Raw genomic sequence first — 21,803 nt, forward strand, 5'->3', positions numbered from 1 at the left:
TGTGATAATCGTGTGACACAGAAGGTCAAATGCGTGAAGGCACCGGCCTGGATTACCGTCCAGGCTTTACTTCACGCTTATCGGGCTCAGGCAGTTCACTACCACAATGTTTACAAAAGTCCGCATCAGACTCGTGCCCCCCTTTTGAACAATTTGGGCATTTGACTAACTGGCGATGCAGTGTCATTTGTTGGCCTATTTCAGCAGTAATGATCCCCGTGGGGACAGCGATAATGGAATAGCCCATCAGCATAGTGAAAGAGGCCAGCGTCTTACCAATATCCGTTTGGGGGACCAAGTCGCCATATCCGACAGTGGTAAGCGTTACTATCGCCCAATAAATGGCATAAGGAATACTGGTGAAACCATTCTCTGGTCCTTCTATCACATACATTAGAGCGCCGAATACTGTGACCAGAATCATGACTGTGGAAAAGAAAATCATCACCTTGCGCGATGACATGATCATCGAACGCATCAGAATATTGGAGTCTTCCAAAAAGCGCATGAGTCTCAGTATACGGAAAATACGTAATACACGGAGCAGACGCACCACCATCATATAAGTCGTGCCCGGAACAAATACGGCGATGTAAGTGGGGAGAATGGCAAGCAGGTCCACGACGCCATAAAAGCTACGTGCATAGGCGGATGGGCGTGGGGAGCAATAAAGACGTAGCAAATACTCAATGGTAAAAATGCCAGTAAATCCCCACTCAATCCAATATAGCCATTGTGACCAGCGGGCGTGGACACTTGCGATCGACTCCAGCATCAATGCCACCATTGATGCCAAAATCATGACGATCAATGCCAGATCAAACACCTTACCGTGCTTGGTTTCCGTACCAAAAATTGTGGTATATAAGTAATGCTGCAATCGGCTTTGTGGTTTGTTCATGGGCTTTCCTTGCTCGAAAAACATGATGATTGAGCTGAAAAACCGACACTGCAACACATAACATGGCTACAAAGCTCAACGTGCCGGTTTTTGATATTTGTTTACCGTGTAGCCTAAGGCCAATCTGCGACAGGGTCAGTTAAGGCCTGGAAACAAAGCCCGCATGCCAGAGGCAATAAACTCGATCCCGAGAGAGCCGAGAATCAGACCCATGATTCGAGTGATCACGTTAATACCGGTTTGTCCCAAGAATTTTACCACCGCAGGTCCCACTTTAAATAAGCCCCAAATGCCAGCGGCGAAGATCACCAGGGTTGAAATAAGCGTGACCGTACTCCATGTATCAGGGTATTGGGAGCCGTAAACAATGGTCGAACTGATCGCGCCGGGGCCCGCAAGCAACGGCATGGCAAGCGGCACCACGCCCACTTGCTCACGACTGATGGTTTCTGACTGCTCCTGCTTGTTTTGTTTACCTTCTCCTAACTTACCGTTCATCATCGTAAAAGCGATACTGAGCAGTAGCATGCCACCGGCGACACGGAAAGAGTCTAAAGAAATACTGAACAAGTCGAGCAACATCTGACCGGCAAGCAAGGACACAATCAAGATAATCGCCACCGCAATCGCTGCGGTATACGCAGTGCGGTTTCGTTCTTGCTTGTCAAGATGCACGGTAAGGGTCACAAAAACGGGCATGATACCGATAGGGTTCACGGCGGCAAAAAGCCCGACAAAAAACTGTACAAAAATCATGGTGTCAAAAACGGCCATGGCGAATCTCGTGATGCTGTGAGGAAGTCCAGTTTCTCTCGGGTTAAAAGGTGGGGCCAGTATAGCGACCTCAGCTTAAAAACCAACCGCTTAACCTTGCATTTTCTGCAAGTCTTGATTGCGGTTTTAGTGAAGTCATGGGAGGGAGCAAAAAAGTCCCCAAATGAGTGAGCAAGTTTGTTAGCGCAAACTATACTGAGCCACTAAACGGTTTTTACTCACTAGAGGAAAAAGAGTCACATTGGTGGGCTTACAAGAATAAAAGAAACAGCTTTATGGTAGACACTCACTTTTTGTTGAAAAAATAATACAAAATCACCGCTTTTGTTGGCCTCGCATGTAAAGGTCGTGTTACTTTGGTGAAAATATTGGACACGTGGCCTGTGTGCTACATGATGAATAAACCCAATGTTCATGGGGGTTAAGCAATAAATTCGTTGTGATTGATTTGATAACAAATGATCGAGATCAAGTTGCTATCGCTGTGAAAACTTATACTCAGTTTTGAAAGTTATTTACTAAATGCGATGCCGTTAGGGTGAAGAAATCTCGGTTAGAGGGGTCAAACGCCAGGCAGCCATCAAAAACCCAACCAAGCGGGTAGGCTGGTGGTCGCAAGCAGTTACTAAATGATTTTCAAATATGAACCAGGAGACAACTATGCCTGTTACTAATATTGCCGAACTCAACGCGATGGTTGAGCGTGTCAAAAAGGCACAACAAGAATTTGCTACCTATTCACAGGAGCAAGTAGACAAGATCTTCCGTGCTGCATCTCTGGCGGCAAACAACGCGCGTATCCCGCTGGCTAAACAAGCCGTCGAAGAGTCAGGCATGGGTATCCTCGAAGACAAGGTTATCAAAAACCACTTCGCGTCTGAGTTCATCTACAACAAATACAAAGACGATAAAACCTGCGGCATTTTGGAAGAGAATGACGAATTCGGCACCATGACCATTGCCGAACCAGTGGGTCTTATCTGCGGTATCGTTCCAACCACGAACCCAACGTCGACAGCGATCTTCAAATCTCTGATCTCACTGAAAACCCGTAACGGCATCATCTTCTCGCCACACCCACGTGCGAAAAACTCCACCAATGATGCCGCAAAACTGGTTCTCGACGCCGCGGTTGCCGCCGGTGCGCCTAAAGACATTATTGGCTGGATTGATCAACCGTCTGTTGAGCTTTCTAACGCACTGATGAAGCACGATGACATCAACCTGATTCTGGCCACGGGTGGCCCAGGCATGGTGAAAGCGGCATACTCATCTGGTAAACCAGCTATCGGCGTGGGTGCGGGTAACGTACCTGTCGTGATTGACGAGACTGCAGACATTAAGCGTGCTGTAGCTTCTGTGCTCATGTCTAAAACCTTCGATAACGGCGTGGTATGTGCGTCAGAGCAAGCGGTTATCGTGATGGACGAAGTGTATGACGAAGTCAAAGAACGCTTCGCCTCTCACAAAGGCCATGTATTGAGTAAAACCGACGCCGACAAAGTGCGTAAAGTGTTGCTCATTAACGGCAACCTGAACGCAGATATCGTCGGTCAATCAGCAACAAAAATTGCCGATATGGCAGGCGTAAGCGTCCCATCAGACACAAAAATTCTGATTGGTGAAGGCCTGGAAATCAGCATTGAAGAAGAATTTGCACACGAGAAACTCTCACCAACCTTGGGTATGTTCCGTGCCAAAAACTTCGAGCACGCCGTCGACATGGCTTGCAAAATGGTAGAAATGGGCGGTATCGGTCACACATCAGGCCTGTATACCAACCAAGATGTCAACCAAGACCGCATTAAGTATTTCGGTGACCGCCTGAAAACAGCACGTATTCTGGTGAACATTCCAACGACGCACGGTGGTATCGGTGATTTGTACAACTTTAACGTTGCACCGTCACTCACACTGGGTTGTGGATCATGGGGTGGTAACTCAATTTCTGAGAACGTTGGGCCTAAACACCTGATGAACAAGAAAACTGTTGCGAAGCGAGCTGAGAATATGCTGTGGCACAAACTACCAAAATCTATCTACTTCCGTCGCGGCAGCTTGCCAATCGCACTGGGTGATTTGGAAGACAAGAAACGTGCGATGATCGTGACTGACCGCTTCCTGTTTAACAACGGTTATTCAGAGCAAATTGAGTCACTGCTTAAAGCGCAAGGCATGGATGTAAACACTTTCTTCGAAGTGGAAGCGGATCCAACGCTAAGCGTGGTACGCAAAGGTGCTGAAGCGATGCAAAGCTTCCAGCCTGACGTGATTATCGCTCTTGGTGGTGGTTCACCGATGGACGCAGCGAAAATTATGTGGGTAATGTACGAGCATCCAGAAACCGCGTTCGAAGAGCTCGCAATGCGCTTTATGGATATCCGTAAACGTATCTACAAATTCCCGAAAATGGGTAAAAAAGCCGAATTGGTTTGTGTAACAACCACTTCAGGTACTGGTTCAGAAGTCACGCCGTTTGCGGTTGTGACTGACGACGAAACCGGTGCGAAATACCCACTGGCTGACTACGAGCTGACACCACAAATGGCGATTGTTGATGCCAACCTAGTGATGAACATGCCGAAGTCGCTGACAGCCTTTGGTGGTTACGATGCGATTACTCACGCGATGGAAGCTTACGTGTCTATCCTGTCAAATGAGTACTCGGAAGGGCAAGCGTTGCAAGCACTGAAACTGCTGAAAGACTATCTGCCAGCAAGCTATACGCACGGTGCTAACGACCCAATCGCACGTGAGAAAGTGCACAATGGTGCCACCATTGCCGGTGTCGCGTTTGCCAACGCCTTCTTGGGTGTGTGTCACTCCATGGCGCATAAACTCGGTGCTGAGTTCCACCTGCCGCATGGCCTGGCGAACGCATTATTGATTTCAAACGTGGTACGTTTTAACGCCAATGACAACCCAACCAAGCAAACGGCATTCTCGCAGTACGACCGCCCACAAGCACGTCGTCGCTATGCAGAAATCGCTGACCACTTGGGTCTGGCTCAAGCCGGTGACCGTACCGCACAGAAAATTGAGCGTTTGTTAACCTGGCTTGAAGACATGAAGCTGAAACTAGACATTCCAACCTCTATCCAAGCGGCGGGTGTACCAGAAGCAGACTTCATGGCTAAATTAGACGAGCTGGCGGAAGAAGCGTTTGATGACCAATGTACCGGTGCAAACCCACGCTACCCACTCATCAAAGAGCTGAAAGAAGTGTTAGTTGCGTCTTACTATGGCAAGCCTTACGTTGAAGGTGAAACCTTTGAAGGCACCACGGTTATCAAAAAAAGAGATGACCAACCCGCTGCAGCGCCGACCAAAGCGGCTAAAGCTGACGCAAAAGCGAAAGCTGAGCAAAAGGACCAAAAAGCAGACGCCTAATGTAACCTAGGCAACCGCTTAACGAAAAAGACCCGCCACCGGCGGGTCTTTTTGATTTTACCCGCGTGATTGCTTAATCTTACGATTGAACACAAGTCCCGGCGCTTATGCCGACCTACGCGATATTCGGGAATTGGAATACAGAGCGCTTCGCTTACGGAATACGGAAAGAGACGAGACGCTTCGCTTCTTGCTCGTTCCCACGCTCCTGCGTGGGAATGCATACAATGACAAAATTTATACATCGATGGTGCCATTGGCGACGATGACACAAGCCCCAGCACGATGATGAATATGTGTACATTGTGAACGGGCGCCTGTCACGTTTGGCGCCAAATTTAACATCGGGATTAATCTTTGGCTTTGATGTCGGATGGCGCGCGGCCCACATCGTGATAATGATTGGCATTGTGCTGGCGCTTATGCCGACCTACGCCTGGTTTTGCTCGTTCCCACGCTCCTGCGTGGGAATGCATACGGAATTTGAGCCATGATTAGAGGTCGTGACAAAACCATCGAGCCGCACTTCCTACGCCTGATTTATACATCGGTGGTGCCATTGGCGACGATGATACAAGCCCCGGTAAGATGTTGGATAAGTGCACATTGTCAACGGGCGCCTGTCACGTTTGGCGCCAAATTTAACATCGGGATTAATCTTTGGCTTTGATGTCGGATGGCGCGCGGCCCACATCGTGATAATGATTGGCATTGTGCTGGCGCTTATACCGACCTTGTATCTCTCCTGGAGTTGAGGTTAGCTACCTCTGTTCCGGTGAGTTTGGTGATGCTGATTCCGACCTTAGCACCTGATGCTGTTATGTAGATCAGCGCCCAGACTCTTTTGTTCTTATACATTGAATGGTATCCAAGCACCTGTTTTCAGTGATGCTGCATGTACAAGGGTAGTGAGAGATGCATTATATCGGNACCTTGTATCTCTCCTGGAGTTGAGGTTAGCTACCTCTGTTCCGGTGAGTTTGGTGATGCTGATTCCGACCTTAGCACCTGATGCTGTTATGTAGATCAGCGCCCAGACTCTTTTGTTCTTATACATTGAATGGTATCCAAGCACCTGTTTTCAGTGATGCTGCATGTACAAGGGTAGTGAGAGATGCATTATATCGGTATTGATATCAGTAAAGCCAAACTCGATTGTTGTTGGTTACGTGACGCGGAAAAAAACAAATTCAAAACCAAAGTATTTAAGAATAATGCGGCAGACAGCAAGGCCTTAGACATCTGGCTTACAAGTCTGACCAAAGCTGATCCCAGTGAGATTACCGTGTTGATGGAAGCAACCGGTATCTACCATGAAAATCTTGCTCATTATCTTTTTGAGCGCGGCTATCAGATCTGTGTTGTTAACCCAGCCCGAACTAAAGAGTTTGCATCCAGTCTGGGTAATACTCACAAGACGGATGCCAAAGACAGCCAGATATTAGCTCTCTATTGTCACAGAATGCATCCTGAACTCTGGCAGCCGGAACGCCCGGAAATTCGTGAATTAAAAGCACTTCTGGCACGCTTAGAATCGTTGGAGACAGATTTAAACCGCGAGACTAATCGCTTGGAGAAAGCCGAGTTTAACTGTTCTTCAGAGCGTGTCATTGGGTCATTAAACCTGATGATCGAACAGCTTAAAGCGGAGAAAAGGCGACTTGAAGATGATATCGACAACCATATTGGTCGCTACCCACAGTTGAGAAAAGATCGCCAGTTGATGGAAAGCATTCCGGGTGTAGGACCGATAGTCTCCCGTTTAATGCTTAGCGTGCTGCACAGCCGTTCATTCAGAACAGCGGGGCAAGTTGCTGCATTTTTAGGGTTAGTCCCCCGCATACAACAGTCTGGACAATGGAAAGGCCGTAGCCGTCTAAGTAAACAAGGGCCCGCTAATGTCAGAGCAAAGCTGTATATGGCGGCAGTTGTTTGCTTGAGATATAACCCGGATATCCAGGTACAATATCAGCGCCTAATGGAAAACGGTAAAAGTAAAATGCAGGCTTTAGGAGCTGGAATGCGCAAGCTGGTACAGATTTGTTTTGGTGTTGTAAAACATCAAAGCGAATACCACCCGCAAGTGGTTACATAACCCTTTACGGATGGTTCGGAGAGATGGTATCTACNTTTGCTTGAGATATAACCCGGATATCCAGGTACAATATCAGCGCCTAATGGAAAACGGTAAAAGTAAAATGCAGGCTTTAGGAGCTGGAATGCGCAAGCTGGTACAGATTTGTTTTGGTGTTGTAAAACATCAAAGCGAATACCACCCGCAAGTGGTTACATAACCCTTTACGGATGGTTCGGAGAGATGGTATCTACGCCTGGTTTATATATCGGTGGTGCCATTGGCGTAGGTGACACAAGCCCCAGCACGATGATGGACATGTGCACATTGTCAACGGCGCCTGTCACGTTTGGTGCCAAATTTGACCTCAATGTCGGAGGCGCGCAGGGCACATCGATGCACGAGGCTTACATCGGACTGGCGCTTATGCCGACCTACGCGGTATTCGGGAATTGGAATACAGAGCGCTTCGCTTACGGAATACGGAAAGAGACGAGACGCTTCGCTTCTAGAGACTAGAAACGAGAAAGGACTGCCGCTTACTCGCATCGGGGCTTTTGCTCTTTCTACCCACTTGCTTCTAACAACCGGCCGTTAAAAGAATCATTCGAGACAATATACTCCGCGTTTCGAATTAATTCGTCATCCATCTCAAAGGTTGCCCGATGTCGGTGGCGTGGCACAATGCCTCCCACGCGGATCTTTAGCCCGGAAAGCTCTTTGGCCCAGCGCTGGGTTAAGCCGCCAATCATGGCATTGGCAACGGTGTCAGGGGTAAGATGAGCGCCAGCGACATTAATGATCACACCGGGGCGACCACGTTGTTGCATACACTCTGCCGCGTGCTGAACCACCAGATAACACGGCGAGGTTGTATTGGTCAGCATTCTCGGCATATCACACCAAGCACCATTGTTAAATAAACTGGGCAATATGTCGCCTTGCCATTGGTTGATGAGCACATCAATGCCGCCAAAAAGTTGCGTCACTTGTGCGAACGCATCATGGATAGAAGCCGGTTGATCATTGGCCAAACAAATCGGCTGGACGCGCCCAGCATAGGGACGGCATTGATCGGCACTTAAGCGCAGTGCTGGCCATTCAGTATCGAGCAATGCGACGTCAGCACCAAGCGAGCAAAAATGCTCTGCCATTGCGCGTCCCGATGATGAGCCGCCGGCGGTAATAACGACCACTGCGTTATCGATCTTCATGGTCAWTTCCTTAATAGTATCAATAAATTAGCGCATCACGCCTTGCCTTTTATACTCAAGCTAATCACGTGAAAATGACAGCTTACTCACACCTTATTCAAGCGTGGGAAGGTAATACTGGACCATAATGACGCCGACTGCGAAAAAAAGGCGCAAAACGTCTGGTCGTCTGGCAGAAATATTGTTGGGAATTGAGAGACGATCACAATTTCGATAAGGATCATGAAACCCTATCAGGATCAACTTGCGATCTTCGTTGTTATGCGCTTACACGCATTTTATCGAAGCAATGCGATGTGGTGAGTTTTTCATACAAGGTGGCAGGGTTAAAAGCGGGGCGGCTCGGGGTTGCATCAGCTAAATGACGACGCTCATGACCGGAAAGATTATGGTAGACCGCTTCATCAAAGCCGTGTGTCCCCTGGGGCGGATAATGCATAGCGGCCGGAGCAAGTTGAAAGCGCAAATTAGCGCTGGCTAAACCGCCACGATGAAAGGCATCGGCTTGGGTACTGGCGCGCTGATAATCTTCTTCATTGCTGGCCGCCAAGGGTTGCGGCTCTGCCAGCTGGAACTGCTGGCGCAATACCGCATCATTACTGATAGGGTTATCGGTGAGGGTGAGTGGCGTTGACTCATTCGCATCCCCGGAAAGCAGCGCCATCATCAACGCAAAGTCGGAACGACGCCCTTGCACCACCGCCTGATTGAGGTTGCCCCCAAACTGGACGTCGCTAATAAGCTGCGCTTTGTCGATGGTATGGATAGTCACTGCGGTTACCCTAATTCATATCGTGATTGTGCGGATGTGTAATAGGGTATCGGCCGCGTACGGTAAACTTTAGTGCTTTTTTATCCGGTTTGTGCCAGTTGGGGCGACAATGGCTGCGTACTTTGTCCAGCAAAATGCTGCATCGAAAACGCCACGCGATCGTCTGGCATCAGCGGGTAGCGCCGAGGTGGAAGTGACTCAATCAGCCGTAACCTTGGCAGCAATCCGCAACCATTGGCAATTTGGATCGCAAGACCAGGCCGTGCATTAAGCTCGAGTACCATCGGGCCCTTCTCTTTATCTAATACCATATCTGTCCCCATGTAACCTAAGTCGGTCATCTCCCAGGCGCTGGCTGCCAGCGTGAGCAGCTGCTGCCAATGAGGCACTTTCAGGGTATAAAGGTCATGTTCCGTATCCGGGTGATGGGTGATGGGGCGGTTAAATTGCACCGCCTTTAGCGCCTTACCGGTGGCCATATCTAGCCCGACGCCTACCGCCCCTTGATGCAGATTGGCCTTGCCATCAGATGCTGAGGTCGACAGCCGCATCATCGCCATCACCGGATACCCTTGAAACACAATCACGCGAATATCAGGGACCCCTTCATAGCTAAAACCGGCGAAGCTATCGTCGAACGCGATCAAGTTCTCGACCACGGCGACATCCGCTTTGCCACCGAGCGAGAACAGGCCCGCGAGCGTATTGGTGATATGACGTTCAACATCGATGTGGCTCACGGTCTTGCCAGAGGCCTTGGTATAGACCCCTTGATGATTTTTCGTCACCACCAAAATGCCCTTACCGCCTGAGCCTTGCGCCGGTTTAATCACAAAACCGGGCCAATTTGCCACCATGTGATGAATACGTTTGACGTGCGCTTGGCTATCAATCACGCCGATCAACTCAGGGACGGTAGCGCCGGCTTGCTGGGCGATCAACTTGGTTTTAAGTTTGTCATCCACTAATGGATAAAGACGTCTGTCGTTGTAACGACCAATGTAACGGATATTACGCTGGTTCATCCCCATAATGCCGGAGTGATTCAGGCGAAAGGGGGAGGCGAACCGTGAAAAGAATTTAATCATCACGACCGCTCCCATCCTGTTGTGCTAACGGGCGAAACCGCTTCAACTCCGACAAGCGGTAGCCGGTGTAATTACCCAGCATTAATATCAATGCCAAGATCACCAGCTGCAAACCAATAAAGTTAAAGGTCAGATGCCGGACCAACTCATTGGTCATCGCCAAATACACCAACACCGCAGTGACGAGTGAGCCACCGCCTTGAATGACCACTTCTTTTGCGCCTTCCTCTTCCCATAAAATCGACATCCGCTCGATGGTCCATGACAGAATAATCATTGGGAAGAAGGTGATGGTTAGCCCTTCCATTAAGCCGATACGGAACGCGATCACGCTAAATACCGAAATAATTAAAATGACCGTGATAATCACCGCGGAAATTCGCGCCACCAGCAGCAAATTAAGCCGCGAGAGATAGCTTCTTATCACCAGCCCAGTGCCGACGATCAACACAAAGCCAACAATCCCAGTGAGTAATTGGGTTTGCACAAAGGCAACCGCAATCAGCACTGGCATAAAGGTCCCTGAAGTCTTTAACCCCACGATCACGCGCAAGAACACCACAATCAGCGCGCCAATCGGGATCAGCATAATGGTTTTAAACATCGCCTGCTCTTCAATGGGCAAGCTATGAATAGAAAAGTTAAGTAGGTTATCGGCGGAAACCTTCGCCGAAGTGGCCTGTTGTGGGCTGATATCTTGGGAGATAATTGAAAAATGTACCTGGCTATGTTCACCGCCCATCACTTCTAACAATGGCCCGCCGTGCTGGTTCCAGAGCAGGACATTACTGTGATGGCCATTTTGCCCAGTGGTTAAATCAAACAAGTGCCAGCGTGTGTCTTGCCACACTTGTAGCATGGGAGAAATGGTTTGGCGACGTCGCCCATCTTCAAGCTCCAAGCCACCGACCACGCGCGCATGCACACCTTCCAGTGCCAAGGTTTTTCGTAGGGCGTCGGGTTTGTCGAGGGTATTGAGTAACAACGCCGCGTTTTGACTATCTGGGCTATTAAATTGTTTGATGAGCTCACGGGTCAACGTAATGTTGTCCGCCGAGCGCGCCCGTGCACGATCCAGCAGTGTTAACGCCGCATTTTTGGCAGCATTATCCATCACAGGAAGCGTCACCGGCTCTTCATCAGGTGGGGCCATGGTATAGCGCGCACTGTCGTCGACTAACATTTGGTTTTTAAAATAAAGGGTTTGCTTACCGTTGGCTTGGCGCGTCGACCACTGTGCTTGGCGGCCATGTTCAGTGTTAAGCAATGAAAAACCATAGCCTGCCGAGGAGGTGCTCTCATCGATAAGCGTAAGCCCAGGTTGGCTATCTGGTGCAGCAAGGCTAACTTTTACTGGGCCATCGCCGGCATCAAAGTTAATTCTGGCTTCAATTTGCCAGACTTGGCGAGTGTCATCCGCTTGCCAAGGCACCCCATAACCTAGGTGGCGATAGGCACTCAGTGCGATACCGGCCAAAATTAAAAAGCCGATCAAAAAGTAAAAAGGAACCCGTGAAACCATGTCGATTACCTATTTTCGTAGAGCTTATTTTCGAAGAGCCTAGCTTTTCGTAAAGCCTATTCTTGTAGAGCCGATTCTTTAGACGCTGATGGCGGCTGACGATCATCATCACTAGGCTCCGGGGGAGTGTCCGGCTGATATTGCGGATGAATGTGTACTTGGCTGACATCTATCACGGCTAAATCTTTAAAAAACGAGCGGCCTAACAATACGGGGTATTCCATATTGGTGCGATCCGCGAGGGTAAATTCGGTTTTTTCGTGAATGTTACCCACCCGGATCCACGCTTCAACCACGGGGCGGCGGTCAGTTTTATCGGCCGATGATTGCCGTATACGCACCCAGCGCTTTACGGGCATTTCCATAAATACCGACTGGTCATTATTTTCACTGTGATTGACATTAAACTTGACCCAGGTGTCACCATCGCGCTCAAATTCTTGAATATCTACCGCATTGAGCGACGAGGTTGCCGCACCGGTATCTACGCGCGACTGGAAGGTGCTTTTGACTTCATCAAACCAAACCCATTCACGTCCGCCGAGGACCACTTTGTCGTTATTCACGGGCACCCGGACCACTTTTTCTTGGATTTTAACTTCCGGTTTTGGGTTGGCGAAATTGGCATACATTTTTGCCTGAGTCCGCTGCATGACGTTTAATTTATCAGCCAGTTGACGCATCTCGTCGGTCAATACGACCAGGGTCTTGTCATGGGCTTTTAATTGGTCCTGTGTGGCCGTTTGTTGCTCATGCACATGGGTGGCGGTGGAGTGAATGGTGTTTAGCGTTTCTTTGTGCTGGTGCTGTGAAGTCAAGGTACAGCCAGAAACGATAACGAGCAAACCACCAATCAATGTGTAGCGATAAACCATGTAAAACCCTCGGCGCTGGAAAGATAATTCTCGTATATGCTTGAAATATAGCTTGTCGATGACTTAGTCGCGAAGCCGATTTGTATTTCATCAGTCGGTTTATGTTGCTTAGCCTGACAGGAAGGATGAAACGACAAGCCGTGGACGCAGATTCTAAAGGATGCGACCAAGATGGATAGAGGGATTCTGTCAAATGTTAGTCAGAATTGACTAAACGTTGATTATATCAACGCTATTGGTGAAAAATTGCCCGAAAACAGGCAGTCGCGCCCTTGTGCATAAAGTGAATAACAATAAAAGGGCGCAGATCGCGACATCAGCGTCAGCGTTGCGTGTGCTCTAGGTCAAATTAACTACACTAGGTAAAATTAACCACAGCACACGCCGCCTGGCGCGATTTAATCAGGATTGCGCGCCACTAAAATTGCGCGTTTAGGCGCCGGATACCCTTCGATGGTTTGCGTCGGGTCATCTGGGTTTAGGTACTCTGGCAACGAGTTATGGGTCATCCACGCTGTGCTGCGCTGCTCATCGGTGGTGGTGACACATTCATCGACAATACGGACATCGACAAATCCGACTTTTTCCAACCACACTTTGAGCGCACGCGCCGAAGGGAAAAAGTAGACATTGCGCATTTGTGCATAGCGGCCTGATGGCACCAATACAGCGTTTTCATCGCCATCAATCACCAAGGTTTCCAGTATCAGCTCACCGTCTTTCCCTAACTGATCTTTGAGTTGCATTAGATGATCGAGCGGCGAGCGACGGTGGTAAAGCACGCCCATGCTAAACACGGTATCAAATGCACGCAGGGCAGGGAGTTTTTCGATTCCTAAGGGCAGCAGATGCACGCGTTGGTCATTGCCCATTAAGCGACGAATGGCGTCGAACTGCATTAAGAAGAGCTCAGAGGGATCAATACCCACGGTCAGAGCCGCCCCTTCACCCAACATCCGCCACATGTGGTAGCCATTCCCACAGCCGACATCGAGCACATAGCGCCCTTTGAGCGGAGAGATATGGGGAAGCACCCGATCCCACTTCCAATCCGAACGCCACTCGGTGTCGATATCCATACCGTGAACCTGATAAGGCCCTTTGCGCCATGGGTGAAAGCTACGGAGCAGATTTTCTAACTTTTTACGCTCACCGGCAGGCAAGCTGGTGGCATCGCCAATCTGGACCCTATCTTTTAGCTCCACCTGCTCGGGCGCATCGGTCGGGATTTTATTCAGCACTTTTATCCACTTTGGCATATCGCCATGGGGCTGGGTTTGCCACTCCGCCAATTGCGCCGGCAGAACTTCTAACCAATGAGAGAGACGGTTTTTGGCGATCAGTTGATAAAAATCGGAAAAATCAAACATCAGATTACTCGTACTTAATGGCGTGTTTCGCTGAATCAAAGGGTTGACTGGATCAAGGGTGCAACTCGATCAATGGTGTAAATAGATTAATGGTGTAACTGGATCAATGATCTAAATAGATCAATAGCGTACCGGGATGACGGGACGCATCGCTTTATGTCATCGCTTATCTTATTTAATCGCGAACATCGACCCAAAGTTAAAACATTGAAACCACATGGCGACACTGCTAAAACCAATCTCGCTCAATCGCGTTTTATGGGTATCAATGCTATCTGGACGCATCACGTTTTCCAGCGCACTGCGTTTTTGACTGATCTCAAGCTCGCTATAGCCATTGGCGCGTTTAAAGTCATGGTGCAAGTCAATCAGCAGTTCATTGGCGGTTTCGTCTTCAAAGCAATACTTCTCCGACAAAATCAGGATCCCGCCCGGTTTTAATCCCTGATAGATGCGGGTGAGTAGCGCTTGGCGATCGTCCGGGCTTAAAAATTGTAGGGTAAAATTAAGCACCACCATGGAGGCATTAGTAATAGTCACATCGCGAATATCAGCCTCACGCACCTCAACATCGGCAGCGCCGCGATAGGCATTCACATGCAAACGGCAACGCTCCACCATCGCTTGTGAATTATCAACCGCGATGATGGTACAGCTGTCATGAGGAATATGGCGGCGCATCGACAAGGTGGCGGCGCCCAACGAACAACCGAGATCGTAAATATGGCTATCTGGCGTGGCAAAGCGTTTCGCCAGCATACCAATCGCCGAGATAATGTTGCTGTACCCAGGCACCGAGCGCTGGATCATATCCGGGAACACCTCGGCGACATTCTCATCGAAGGTAAAGTCGCCCATCTTCTCAATCGGCGCCGCGAAAATTTTATCCTGATTAGCCATATAAGCCCCTACAAATCAGCCCAGCTGGCCAGTGTGAGCACCTGACGCCAGCAAACCCTATCGCAAAAGCGGCGTATTGTAGTGAATTTTTCAGCGCCTGTCTGCACGGTGAGCCTGCACCTTGCGTGGATACACTAAAACAGTGCCCCTTGCTGACTTTGCGCGGCGCGGATGACTGAAGCCAGTGGCGTTGATAAATCAAGACGTTGATACAGTTGAGCCGCGAGTGCCGGGGCTTGGTCGTTATCCGAGGTATGAATCATTAAATAGGGCGTTTTGCCCGCGGCTATCCATTGAGATAAACGTGGGATCCATGGTTCAAAAAATGCGCTATTGTTTGCCAGCTCAGGATGACCAATAAACCGCACCATAGGCGCATCGCTGGTGGCAATCGCATGCACGGGGACACGCGGCTTTTTCTTTTGTGCATCAATCACCGCTGGCGTGTCCGGTTTCGCCGAGAACACAGGACGACTGTCCATGATCACTCGGTTGGCATGATGGGCGATCAAGAGTCGATTCAACGCTTTCTCTGCCTCTCCTTTGGCAAAAAAAGCCGGGTGCCGTACTTCCACGCCGATAAAGATATTCGCCGGTAAGCTTTGCAAAAAGGCGGCCAGATCCGGCAAGCCTTCAGGACCAAAGCGGGCCGGCAGCTGAATCGTCCACTGGCCAATTTTATCATGGAGAGGCGCCATCAAATGAATAAAATCCCGCGTTAAATCTTGCGCATGGCGCAACTGGCATTGATGGGTAATGGTTTTGGGAAACTTAAAAGTAAATTGGAAAGTGTCTGACGTCGCGGCCGCCCAATTCGCCACCGTCTGTGGCGACGGCGACGCGTAAAAGGTGGTATTGCCCTCAACCGTATTGAATACCTCTGCGTAGCGGGCTAAACGCTCACCCGAACGGGTACCTGGAGGATAAAAATGGTGCTGCCAACTGGGATGAGACCACTGGGTCAAACCAAGGCGCAACGGCGGATCGGACAGTTGATGTAGCATCAGAGACATGGCGTCGTTATGATTGGTCAATACACGTTGCGGTAGCCTAATCGCAACCGGGGAAAAAAACCATATGAAGGAGAAACAGAATAAAAACACGCGATCGCTTTACCAAGAGCGGGGCTTTTCCTTTATAATGGCAGGTCTTTGACAGTAACGGCAGTCGCAGGGGCGTATCGTCAGGTACGACAAAGGCTGTTGTCGAATTTCCCTCAGAATTGACAGGCTTGTGCCCAAGGGGGCAAGCAGAATTATCAGAACAGATCAGGAATAGTCTATGCGCACCCAATATTGTGGTCACCTGAATAAAGCCCATGTCGGGCAAGAAGTAAGTCTTTGTGGTTGGGTTAATCGTCGTCGTGATTTGGGCGGCTTGATTTTTATCGACATGCGCGACCGAGAAGGTCTGGTGCAAGTTGTGATTGATCCTGATATGGGTGATGTTTACGAACATGCCAATAAATTGCGTAACGAATTCTGTGTTGCCATTCGTGGTGAAGTCCGTGCACGTCCAGACAGCCAAATCAACCGTGATATGGCCACCGGCGAAGTCGAAGTGGTGGCGAAAGGGTTGGAGATTATCAACCGCAGCGCACCGATGCCGATTGACTTTAACCAGTTTATCTCTGAAGAGCAGCGTCTTAAGTACCGCTACCTCGACTTGCGTCGTCCAGAGATGAGCGATCGCATTAAACTGCGTGCCAAGGCTACCAGCTTTGTCCGTCGCTTCCTGGATGAGAACGACTTTTTAGATATCGAAACCCCCGTACTGACCAAAGCAACCCCGGAAGGTGCGCGCGATTACTTGGTGCCAAGCCGCGTTCACAAAGGCAGCTTTTATGCCTTGCCACAATCGCCACAGCTGTTTAAACAGCTACTGATGATGTCTGGTTTCGATCGCTATTATCAAATCGTAAAGTGCTTCCGAGATGAAGACTTGCGCGCGGATCGCCAACCAGAATTTACCCAAATCGATATCGAAACCTCGTTCATGAGCGCTGAACAAGTACGTGACGTGACCGAGCAAATGATCCGCGAAATGTGGCAGTCGCTACTCAACGTTGATTTGGGTACCTTCCCCATCATGAAATATGAAGAAGCGATGCGTCGGTTTGGCTCTGATAAGCCAGATTTGCGTAACCCGCTTGAAATCGTCGATGTGGCCGACATTGTCAAAGACGTTGAATTTAAAGTCTTCTCTGGTCCAGCGAACGATGAAAAAGGCCGCGTGGCAGTCATCCGCGTGCCAGGTGGCGCCAGCTTATCTCGCAAACAAATTGATGAGTACACCCATTTTGTTAGCATTTACGGCGCCAAAGGCTTGGCATGGATGAAGGTCAACGATCGCGACGCCGGCTTTGACGGTATTCAATCGCCCGTCGCCAAGTTCCTTAACGCGGATGTCGTGGAGAGTATTCTGTCACGCACTGACGCGCAAAGCGGGGACATTATCTTGTTCGGCGCCGACAAAAAATCGGTAGTCACCGAAGCGCTGGGCGCATTGCGTGTAAAATTAGGTTTGGATCTTGAACTGACCGACACCCAAGCTTGGACCCCGCTGTGGGTAGTGGACTTCCCGATGTTTGAGGAAGACGACGAAGGCAACCTGCACGCCATGCACCACCCATTTACAGCGCCAACTGACGTCACGCCAGAGCAGCTAAAAGCCAATCCGGCCGCGGCGAACTCCAATGCCTACGACATGGTGATTAATGGCTATGAAGTCGGCGGTGGCTCGGTGCGTATTCATAACCCAGAAATGCAAGCAGCCGTCTTTGAGACCCTGGGCATTGACGAACAAGAGCAGCGCAAGAAGTTCGGTTTCTTGCTCGACGCGCTAAAATACGGCACCCCTCCACACGCAGGTTTGGCATTTGGTATGGACCGTTTGGTGATGCTGCTGTCTGGCACTGAGAACATTCGTGACGTCATTGCGTTCCCGAAAACCACAGCCGCAGCGTGCTTGATGACGGATGCGCCAAGTATTGCCAATGACGCCGCGCTTGAAGAGCTAGCGCTCAGCATTACCGTGGCAGCCGAGCAAAACGAACAAAGCGAATAACGTTACCTTAACGTCATTTCATCAACGCGCCTCAGACTGAAAAGCCAAGGCGCGTTTTTTCTGATTACTCCTTTCACGTGAGGGGAGCGCAAAAAAACGGAGAATCGATATGGCAGGTCACAGTAAGTGGTCGAATATTAAACACCGTAAAGCCGCTCAAGACGCGAAGCGCGGTAAGATTTTCACCAAACTGATTCGAGAATTAGTGGTTGCCACCAAAGAAGGTGGTCCCGAAGCAGAAACCAATCCACGCTTGCGTGCGGCGGTCGATAAAGCGCTATCTAACAATATGACACGCGACACCATCAACCGAGCGATCACACGCGGAGCTGGCGGTGATGGCGACGACAACATGGAAACCGTGATTTACGAAGGGTATGGCCCAGCGGGCACCGCGGTGATGGTGGAATGCATGACCGACAACCGCAATCGTACCGTGTCAGGTGTCCGTCACGCATTTTCCAAATCTGGCGGTAACCTAGGCACTGACGGCTCGGTCAGCTTCCTATTTGATAAAAAAGGCGTTGTGACCTATGCGTCTGGCCTGGAAGAAGATGACGTCATGGAAGCGGCACTCGAAGGCGGGGCAGAAGACGTGGTCACCTATGACGACGGCTCAATCGATGTCTACACCACCCCTAATGATTTTGGTACCGTCAAAGATGCCCTCGACAAAGCCGGGTTTGAAGCGGAACGCGCCGAAGTGACTCAGGTGCCATCGACCAAAGCCGAGTTAGATGCAGATACCGCACCGAAGTTACTGCGTCTTATCGATACGTTAGAAGACCTTGACGATGTGCAAGAGGTCTATCATAACGGGGATATCTCGGATGAAGTGGCAGCGAGTTTAAGCTAAATGACCATTATACTGGGGATTGACCCAGGTTCGCGGATCACCGGTTATGGGGTGATCCGCCAACAGGGGCGGCATCTTGAATACCTCGGTAGCGGGTGTATTCGGACAGAAACCGACGACTTACCCGGTCGCTTGAAGCATATCTACGCAGGGGTGAGTGAAGTGATCACCCAATTTCAGCCGGACAACTTTGCCATCGAACAAGTCTTTATGGCCCGTAATGCCGATTCGGCGCTTAAATTGGGCCAAGCACGGGGCAGTGCCATCGTTGCGGCGGTGAATGCCGATCTACCGGTATCTGAATACGCAGCAAGGCTTATCAAGCAAGCAGTCGTCGGCAAAGGTAGCGCGGATAAAAAGCAAGTGCAGCATATGGTTACCCACATGTTGAAACTCAGCGCCACCCCCCAAGCCGATGCCGCCGATGCCCTGGCCGTGGCGATTTGTCATGCCCACACCAACCACACCCTGATCGCCATGGCCGGCAAAGCCAACGCCGCCCGCCGCGGCCGATATCGGTAAAAGCGCTTTTTACTCTTTACTCGTTCCCACGCTCCTGCGTGGGAATGCATACAATGACAAAATTTATACATCGGTGGTGCCATTGGCGTAGGTGACACAAGCCCCGATAAGATGTCAACAATGATGTGCTATGCCAACGGGCGCCAGTTGCACTGCGCCTGTCACGATCGGCGCCAAATTTAACATCGAGGTTAATCTTTGGCTTTGATGTCCGATGGCGCGCGGCCGGCTCGGGTATTCATTATTGATATTGTGCTGGCGCTTATGCCGACCTACGCGATATTCGGGATTTTTGAATACAGAGCGCTTCGCTTACGGAGTACAGAAGAGAGCAGAAAGCCGTTCCTAGGACCTAGGAACTTTATCTACCAGAGCTGGCACGATAGGCTTTTCCGTATTCCCTCAATTCGACTGGATATACATCCAGTTATTCTTTATCCTGGAGGGAAAGTAACAAACAGAGAATCGATTGTGATAGGCCGATTACACGGAACCCTGATAGAAAAGCAGCCGCCGGAGATTTTAATTGACGTAAACGGCGTCGGTTACGAAGTGAGCATGCCCATGAACTGTCTATATCAACTGCCGGACGTGGGTGAGACGGCCACTGTGTATACCCACTTTGTGGTCCGTGAAGACGCGCAATTACTCTATGGCTTTAGTGGCAAACGCGAGCGGGCGCTGTTTCGGGAAGTGATCAAAGCCAATGGCGTGGGGCCTAAGCTCGGATTAGCGATTTTGTCGGGAATGACAGCCAATCATTTTGTCGACAGTGTTGAGCATAACGATGTATCGACCTTGGTGAAGATTCCCGGGGTAGGGAAGAAAACCGCGGAACGCTTGGTGATTGAAATGCGCGATCGGCTTAAAAACTGGGAAGCATTCGATCTCTTTACCCCGCGTACGGATGCGGCTACTGGCGAGGGGGCGGCCACTCGTCCGGTACCGACCACGGTCTCAACCGCGGCAGACGAAGCGGTGAGTGCCCTGGTCGCCTTGGGCTATAAAGCGGCACAAGCAGAAAAAGTGGTAAAACAAATTGCAACCGATGACATGAGCAGTGAAGACGTCATTCGTCACGCGCTGCGCTCGATGGTGTAACCCATGATAGAAGCTGATCGTTTAATTTCGGCGCAAACCACGCCCGATCGCGAAGATGAAGTGATTGACCGCGCGATACGCCCCAAGTTATTAGAAGATTATCAAGGCCAAGACCACGTTCGTGGGCAAATGGAAATTTTTATCCATGCCGCACGCAAACGCCAAGAAGCCCTGGATCACCTGCTGATTTTTGGCCCGCCCGGCCTCGGTAAAACCACTTTGGCCAATATTGTTGCCAACGAAATGGACGTGAGTATTCGCACCACCTCAGGCCCCGTGCTAGAAAAAGCTGGTGATCTTGCCGCCTTGCTCACCAATCTAGAACCCCATGATGTGCTGTTTATCGATGAAATTCATCGCCTAAGCCCAGTGGTGGAAGAAGTCTTGTATCCCGCCATGGAAGATTACCAACTGGATATTATGATTGGTGAAGGGCCAGCTGCCCGCTCGATTAAAATCGATTTGCCACCGTTTACCCTGATTGGCGCCACTACCCGTGCGGGCTCACTGACATCCCCCCTGCGTGACCGTTTTGGTATTACCCAGCGTTTGGAATACTACAACGTGCGTGATTTAACCGGGATTGTAAAACGCAGTGCGCATTGCTTGGCGTTGTCGATGGAAGACGAAGGGGCCGAGGAAGTGGCGCGTCGTTCACGTGGTACACCACGGATTGCCAACCGTTTACTCCGCCGTGTGCGCGACTTTGCCGAAGTAAAAGGCAGTGGGCACATCTGTCCCGATATCGCCCAGCGCGCCTTGGATATGCTGGACGTTGATAGCCAAGGGTTTGACTACATGGACCGCAAACTGCTCAACGCCATTATTGAAAAATTCGATGGGGGGCCGGTCGGCTTAGATAACCTGGCCGCGGCGATTGGTGAAGAAAAAGACACCATTGAAGATGTGATTGAGCCTTATCTGATCCAGCAAGGCTATTTACAACGCACCCCGCGTGGTCGAATTGCCAGCCAGCGCGCCTATCTGCATTTTGGCTTTGATGTGCCCAAGGTGTGACAAAAACCGGCCGAAAGCTTAACTGAGATCAAGACATTTTTTACCAAAACCGCCCCATTGACCGCCAATCAATGGGGTTTTTTGATCTAGATTAAGGTTATGTAGCACGTGACCCCTTATCGTTACTCCCATCTGCTGACAGTTACAGCCAACCAGAGTGAGATGTGGCTTTGAATTACAGCCAATAATCACTTGGTTTCTTTGTGGTTAATCACAATTTTACACCTCGATGTCGATGCTTTGTTGTTTTTGCAACTGACTCGACAAACTCGGGAAAAGGCGATTAACGCACATAAGTTACGTCTGTAATATTAGTTATAACTTAATTAGAATATATTTAACTATTAAGTAACTTGAGTGT

At 49.9% G+C, this 21,803-nt stretch carries 17 protein-coding genes; 7 read left to right on the forward strand and 10 right to left on the reverse strand.

Going from position 1 to position 21,803, the window contains the following annotated elements:
- Positions 1-52 precede the first annotated feature (52 nt).
- Positions 53-901, reverse strand: a complete 849-nt coding sequence (locus BZG76_RS05330) for an ion transporter (RefSeq protein ID WP_077460414.1) — start codon at positions 899-901, stop codon at positions 53-55.
- 135 nt (positions 902-1,036) lie between these two features.
- On the reverse strand, positions 1,037-1,675 hold the full coding sequence (locus BZG76_RS05335; protein WP_077460415.1) for a YchE family NAAT transporter: 639 nt from the start codon (positions 1,673-1,675) through the stop codon (positions 1,037-1,039).
- Between the two features lie 642 nt (positions 1,676-2,317).
- Between BZG76_RS05335 and adhE the strand changes: the two genes are divergently transcribed.
- Complete coding sequence (adhE, locus tag BZG76_RS05340) at positions 2,318-5,065, forward strand: bifunctional acetaldehyde-CoA/alcohol dehydrogenase (protein ID WP_274532496.1); 2,748 nt, start codon at positions 2,318-2,320, stop codon at positions 5,063-5,065.
- 1,114 nt (positions 5,066-6,179) lie between these two features.
- Positions 6,180-7,160, forward strand: coding sequence for an IS110 family transposase (locus tag BZG76_RS05355; protein WP_077460419.1), 981 nt, complete (start codon positions 6,180-6,182; stop codon positions 7,158-7,160).
- A 545-nt stretch (positions 7,161-7,705) separates the two neighbouring features.
- Here the strand turns inward: BZG76_RS05355 and BZG76_RS05365 are convergent.
- The 8 genes from BZG76_RS05365 to BZG76_RS05400 all read right to left on the reverse strand — a co-directional run bounded on the left by BZG76_RS05365 (position 7,706) and on the right by BZG76_RS05400 (position 15,857).
- The gene (locus tag BZG76_RS05365) at positions 7,706-8,353 is read right to left on the reverse strand and encodes an SDR family NAD(P)-dependent oxidoreductase (protein ID WP_077460421.1); all 648 of its coding nucleotides are present in this window, start codon (positions 8,351-8,353) and stop codon (positions 7,706-7,708) included.
- 259 nt (positions 8,354-8,612) lie between these two features.
- Entirely contained in the window at positions 8,613-9,125 is a 513-nt protein-coding gene (locus tag BZG76_RS05370) for a VC2046/SO_2500 family protein (protein WP_077460422.1), read from the reverse strand.
- Positions 9,126-9,205: 80 nt separating this feature from the next.
- On the reverse strand, positions 9,206-10,213 hold the full coding sequence (locus BZG76_RS05375; protein ID WP_077460423.1) for an alpha-L-glutamate ligase-like protein: 1,008 nt from the start codon (positions 10,211-10,213) through the stop codon (positions 9,206-9,208).
- Positions 10,206-11,735, reverse strand: coding sequence for an inactive transglutaminase family protein (locus BZG76_RS05380; RefSeq protein ID WP_077460424.1), 1,530 nt, complete (start codon positions 11,733-11,735; stop codon positions 10,206-10,208). The genes BZG76_RS05375 and BZG76_RS05380 overlap by 8 nt, the downstream gene beginning before the upstream one ends.
- A 56-nt stretch (positions 11,736-11,791) precedes the next feature.
- Complete coding sequence (locus BZG76_RS05385) at positions 11,792-12,610, reverse strand: ATP-dependent zinc protease family protein (protein WP_077460425.1); 819 nt, start codon at positions 12,608-12,610, stop codon at positions 11,792-11,794.
- Between the two features lie 398 nt (positions 12,611-13,008).
- Entirely contained in the window at positions 13,009-13,980 is a 972-nt protein-coding gene (cmoB, locus tag BZG76_RS05390; protein WP_077460426.1) for a tRNA 5-methoxyuridine(34)/uridine 5-oxyacetic acid(34) synthase CmoB, read from the reverse strand.
- A 171-nt stretch (positions 13,981-14,151) separates the two neighbouring features.
- The gene (cmoA, locus tag BZG76_RS05395; RefSeq protein WP_021022363.1) at positions 14,152-14,880 is read right to left on the reverse strand and encodes a carboxy-S-adenosyl-L-methionine synthase CmoA; all 729 of its coding nucleotides are present in this window, start codon (positions 14,878-14,880) and stop codon (positions 14,152-14,154) included.
- A 134-nt stretch (positions 14,881-15,014) separates the two neighbouring features.
- Entirely contained in the window at positions 15,015-15,857 is an 843-nt protein-coding gene (locus BZG76_RS05400) for a DUF72 domain-containing protein (RefSeq protein ID WP_198532301.1), read from the reverse strand.
- 304 nt (positions 15,858-16,161) lie between these two features.
- On the opposite strand from BZG76_RS05400, the gene aspS reads away from it, so the two are divergent.
- From aspS to ruvB, 5 genes are all read left to right on the forward strand, one after another.
- Positions 16,162-17,946: an aspartate--tRNA ligase gene (gene aspS, locus BZG76_RS05405; protein WP_021022365.1), complete on the forward strand. Its 1,785-nt coding sequence runs from the start codon at positions 16,162-16,164 to the stop codon at positions 17,944-17,946.
- 109 nt (positions 17,947-18,055) lie between these two features.
- On the forward strand, positions 18,056-18,802 hold the full coding sequence (locus tag BZG76_RS05410) for a YebC/PmpR family DNA-binding transcriptional regulator (RefSeq protein WP_077460427.1): 747 nt from the start codon (positions 18,056-18,058) through the stop codon (positions 18,800-18,802).
- Positions 18,803-19,324, forward strand: a complete 522-nt coding sequence (ruvC, locus tag BZG76_RS05415) for a crossover junction endodeoxyribonuclease RuvC (protein ID WP_021022886.1) — start codon at positions 18,803-18,805, stop codon at positions 19,322-19,324.
- Positions 19,325-19,795: 471 nt separating this feature from the next.
- Positions 19,796-20,425, forward strand: a complete 630-nt coding sequence (gene ruvA, locus BZG76_RS05420) for a Holliday junction branch migration protein RuvA (protein WP_077460428.1) — start codon at positions 19,796-19,798, stop codon at positions 20,423-20,425.
- 3 nt (positions 20,426-20,428) lie between these two features.
- The gene (ruvB, locus tag BZG76_RS05425) at positions 20,429-21,442 is read left to right on the forward strand and encodes a Holliday junction branch migration DNA helicase RuvB (RefSeq protein ID WP_021024358.1); all 1,014 of its coding nucleotides are present in this window, start codon (positions 20,429-20,431) and stop codon (positions 21,440-21,442) included.
- The last annotated feature ends 361 nt before the right edge of the window (positions 21,443-21,803 follow it).

The sequence above is a fragment of the Salinivibrio sp. AR647 genome (assembly GCF_001995415.1).
Classification (GTDB): Bacteria; Pseudomonadota; Gammaproteobacteria; order Enterobacterales; family Vibrionaceae; genus Salinivibrio; species Salinivibrio costicola.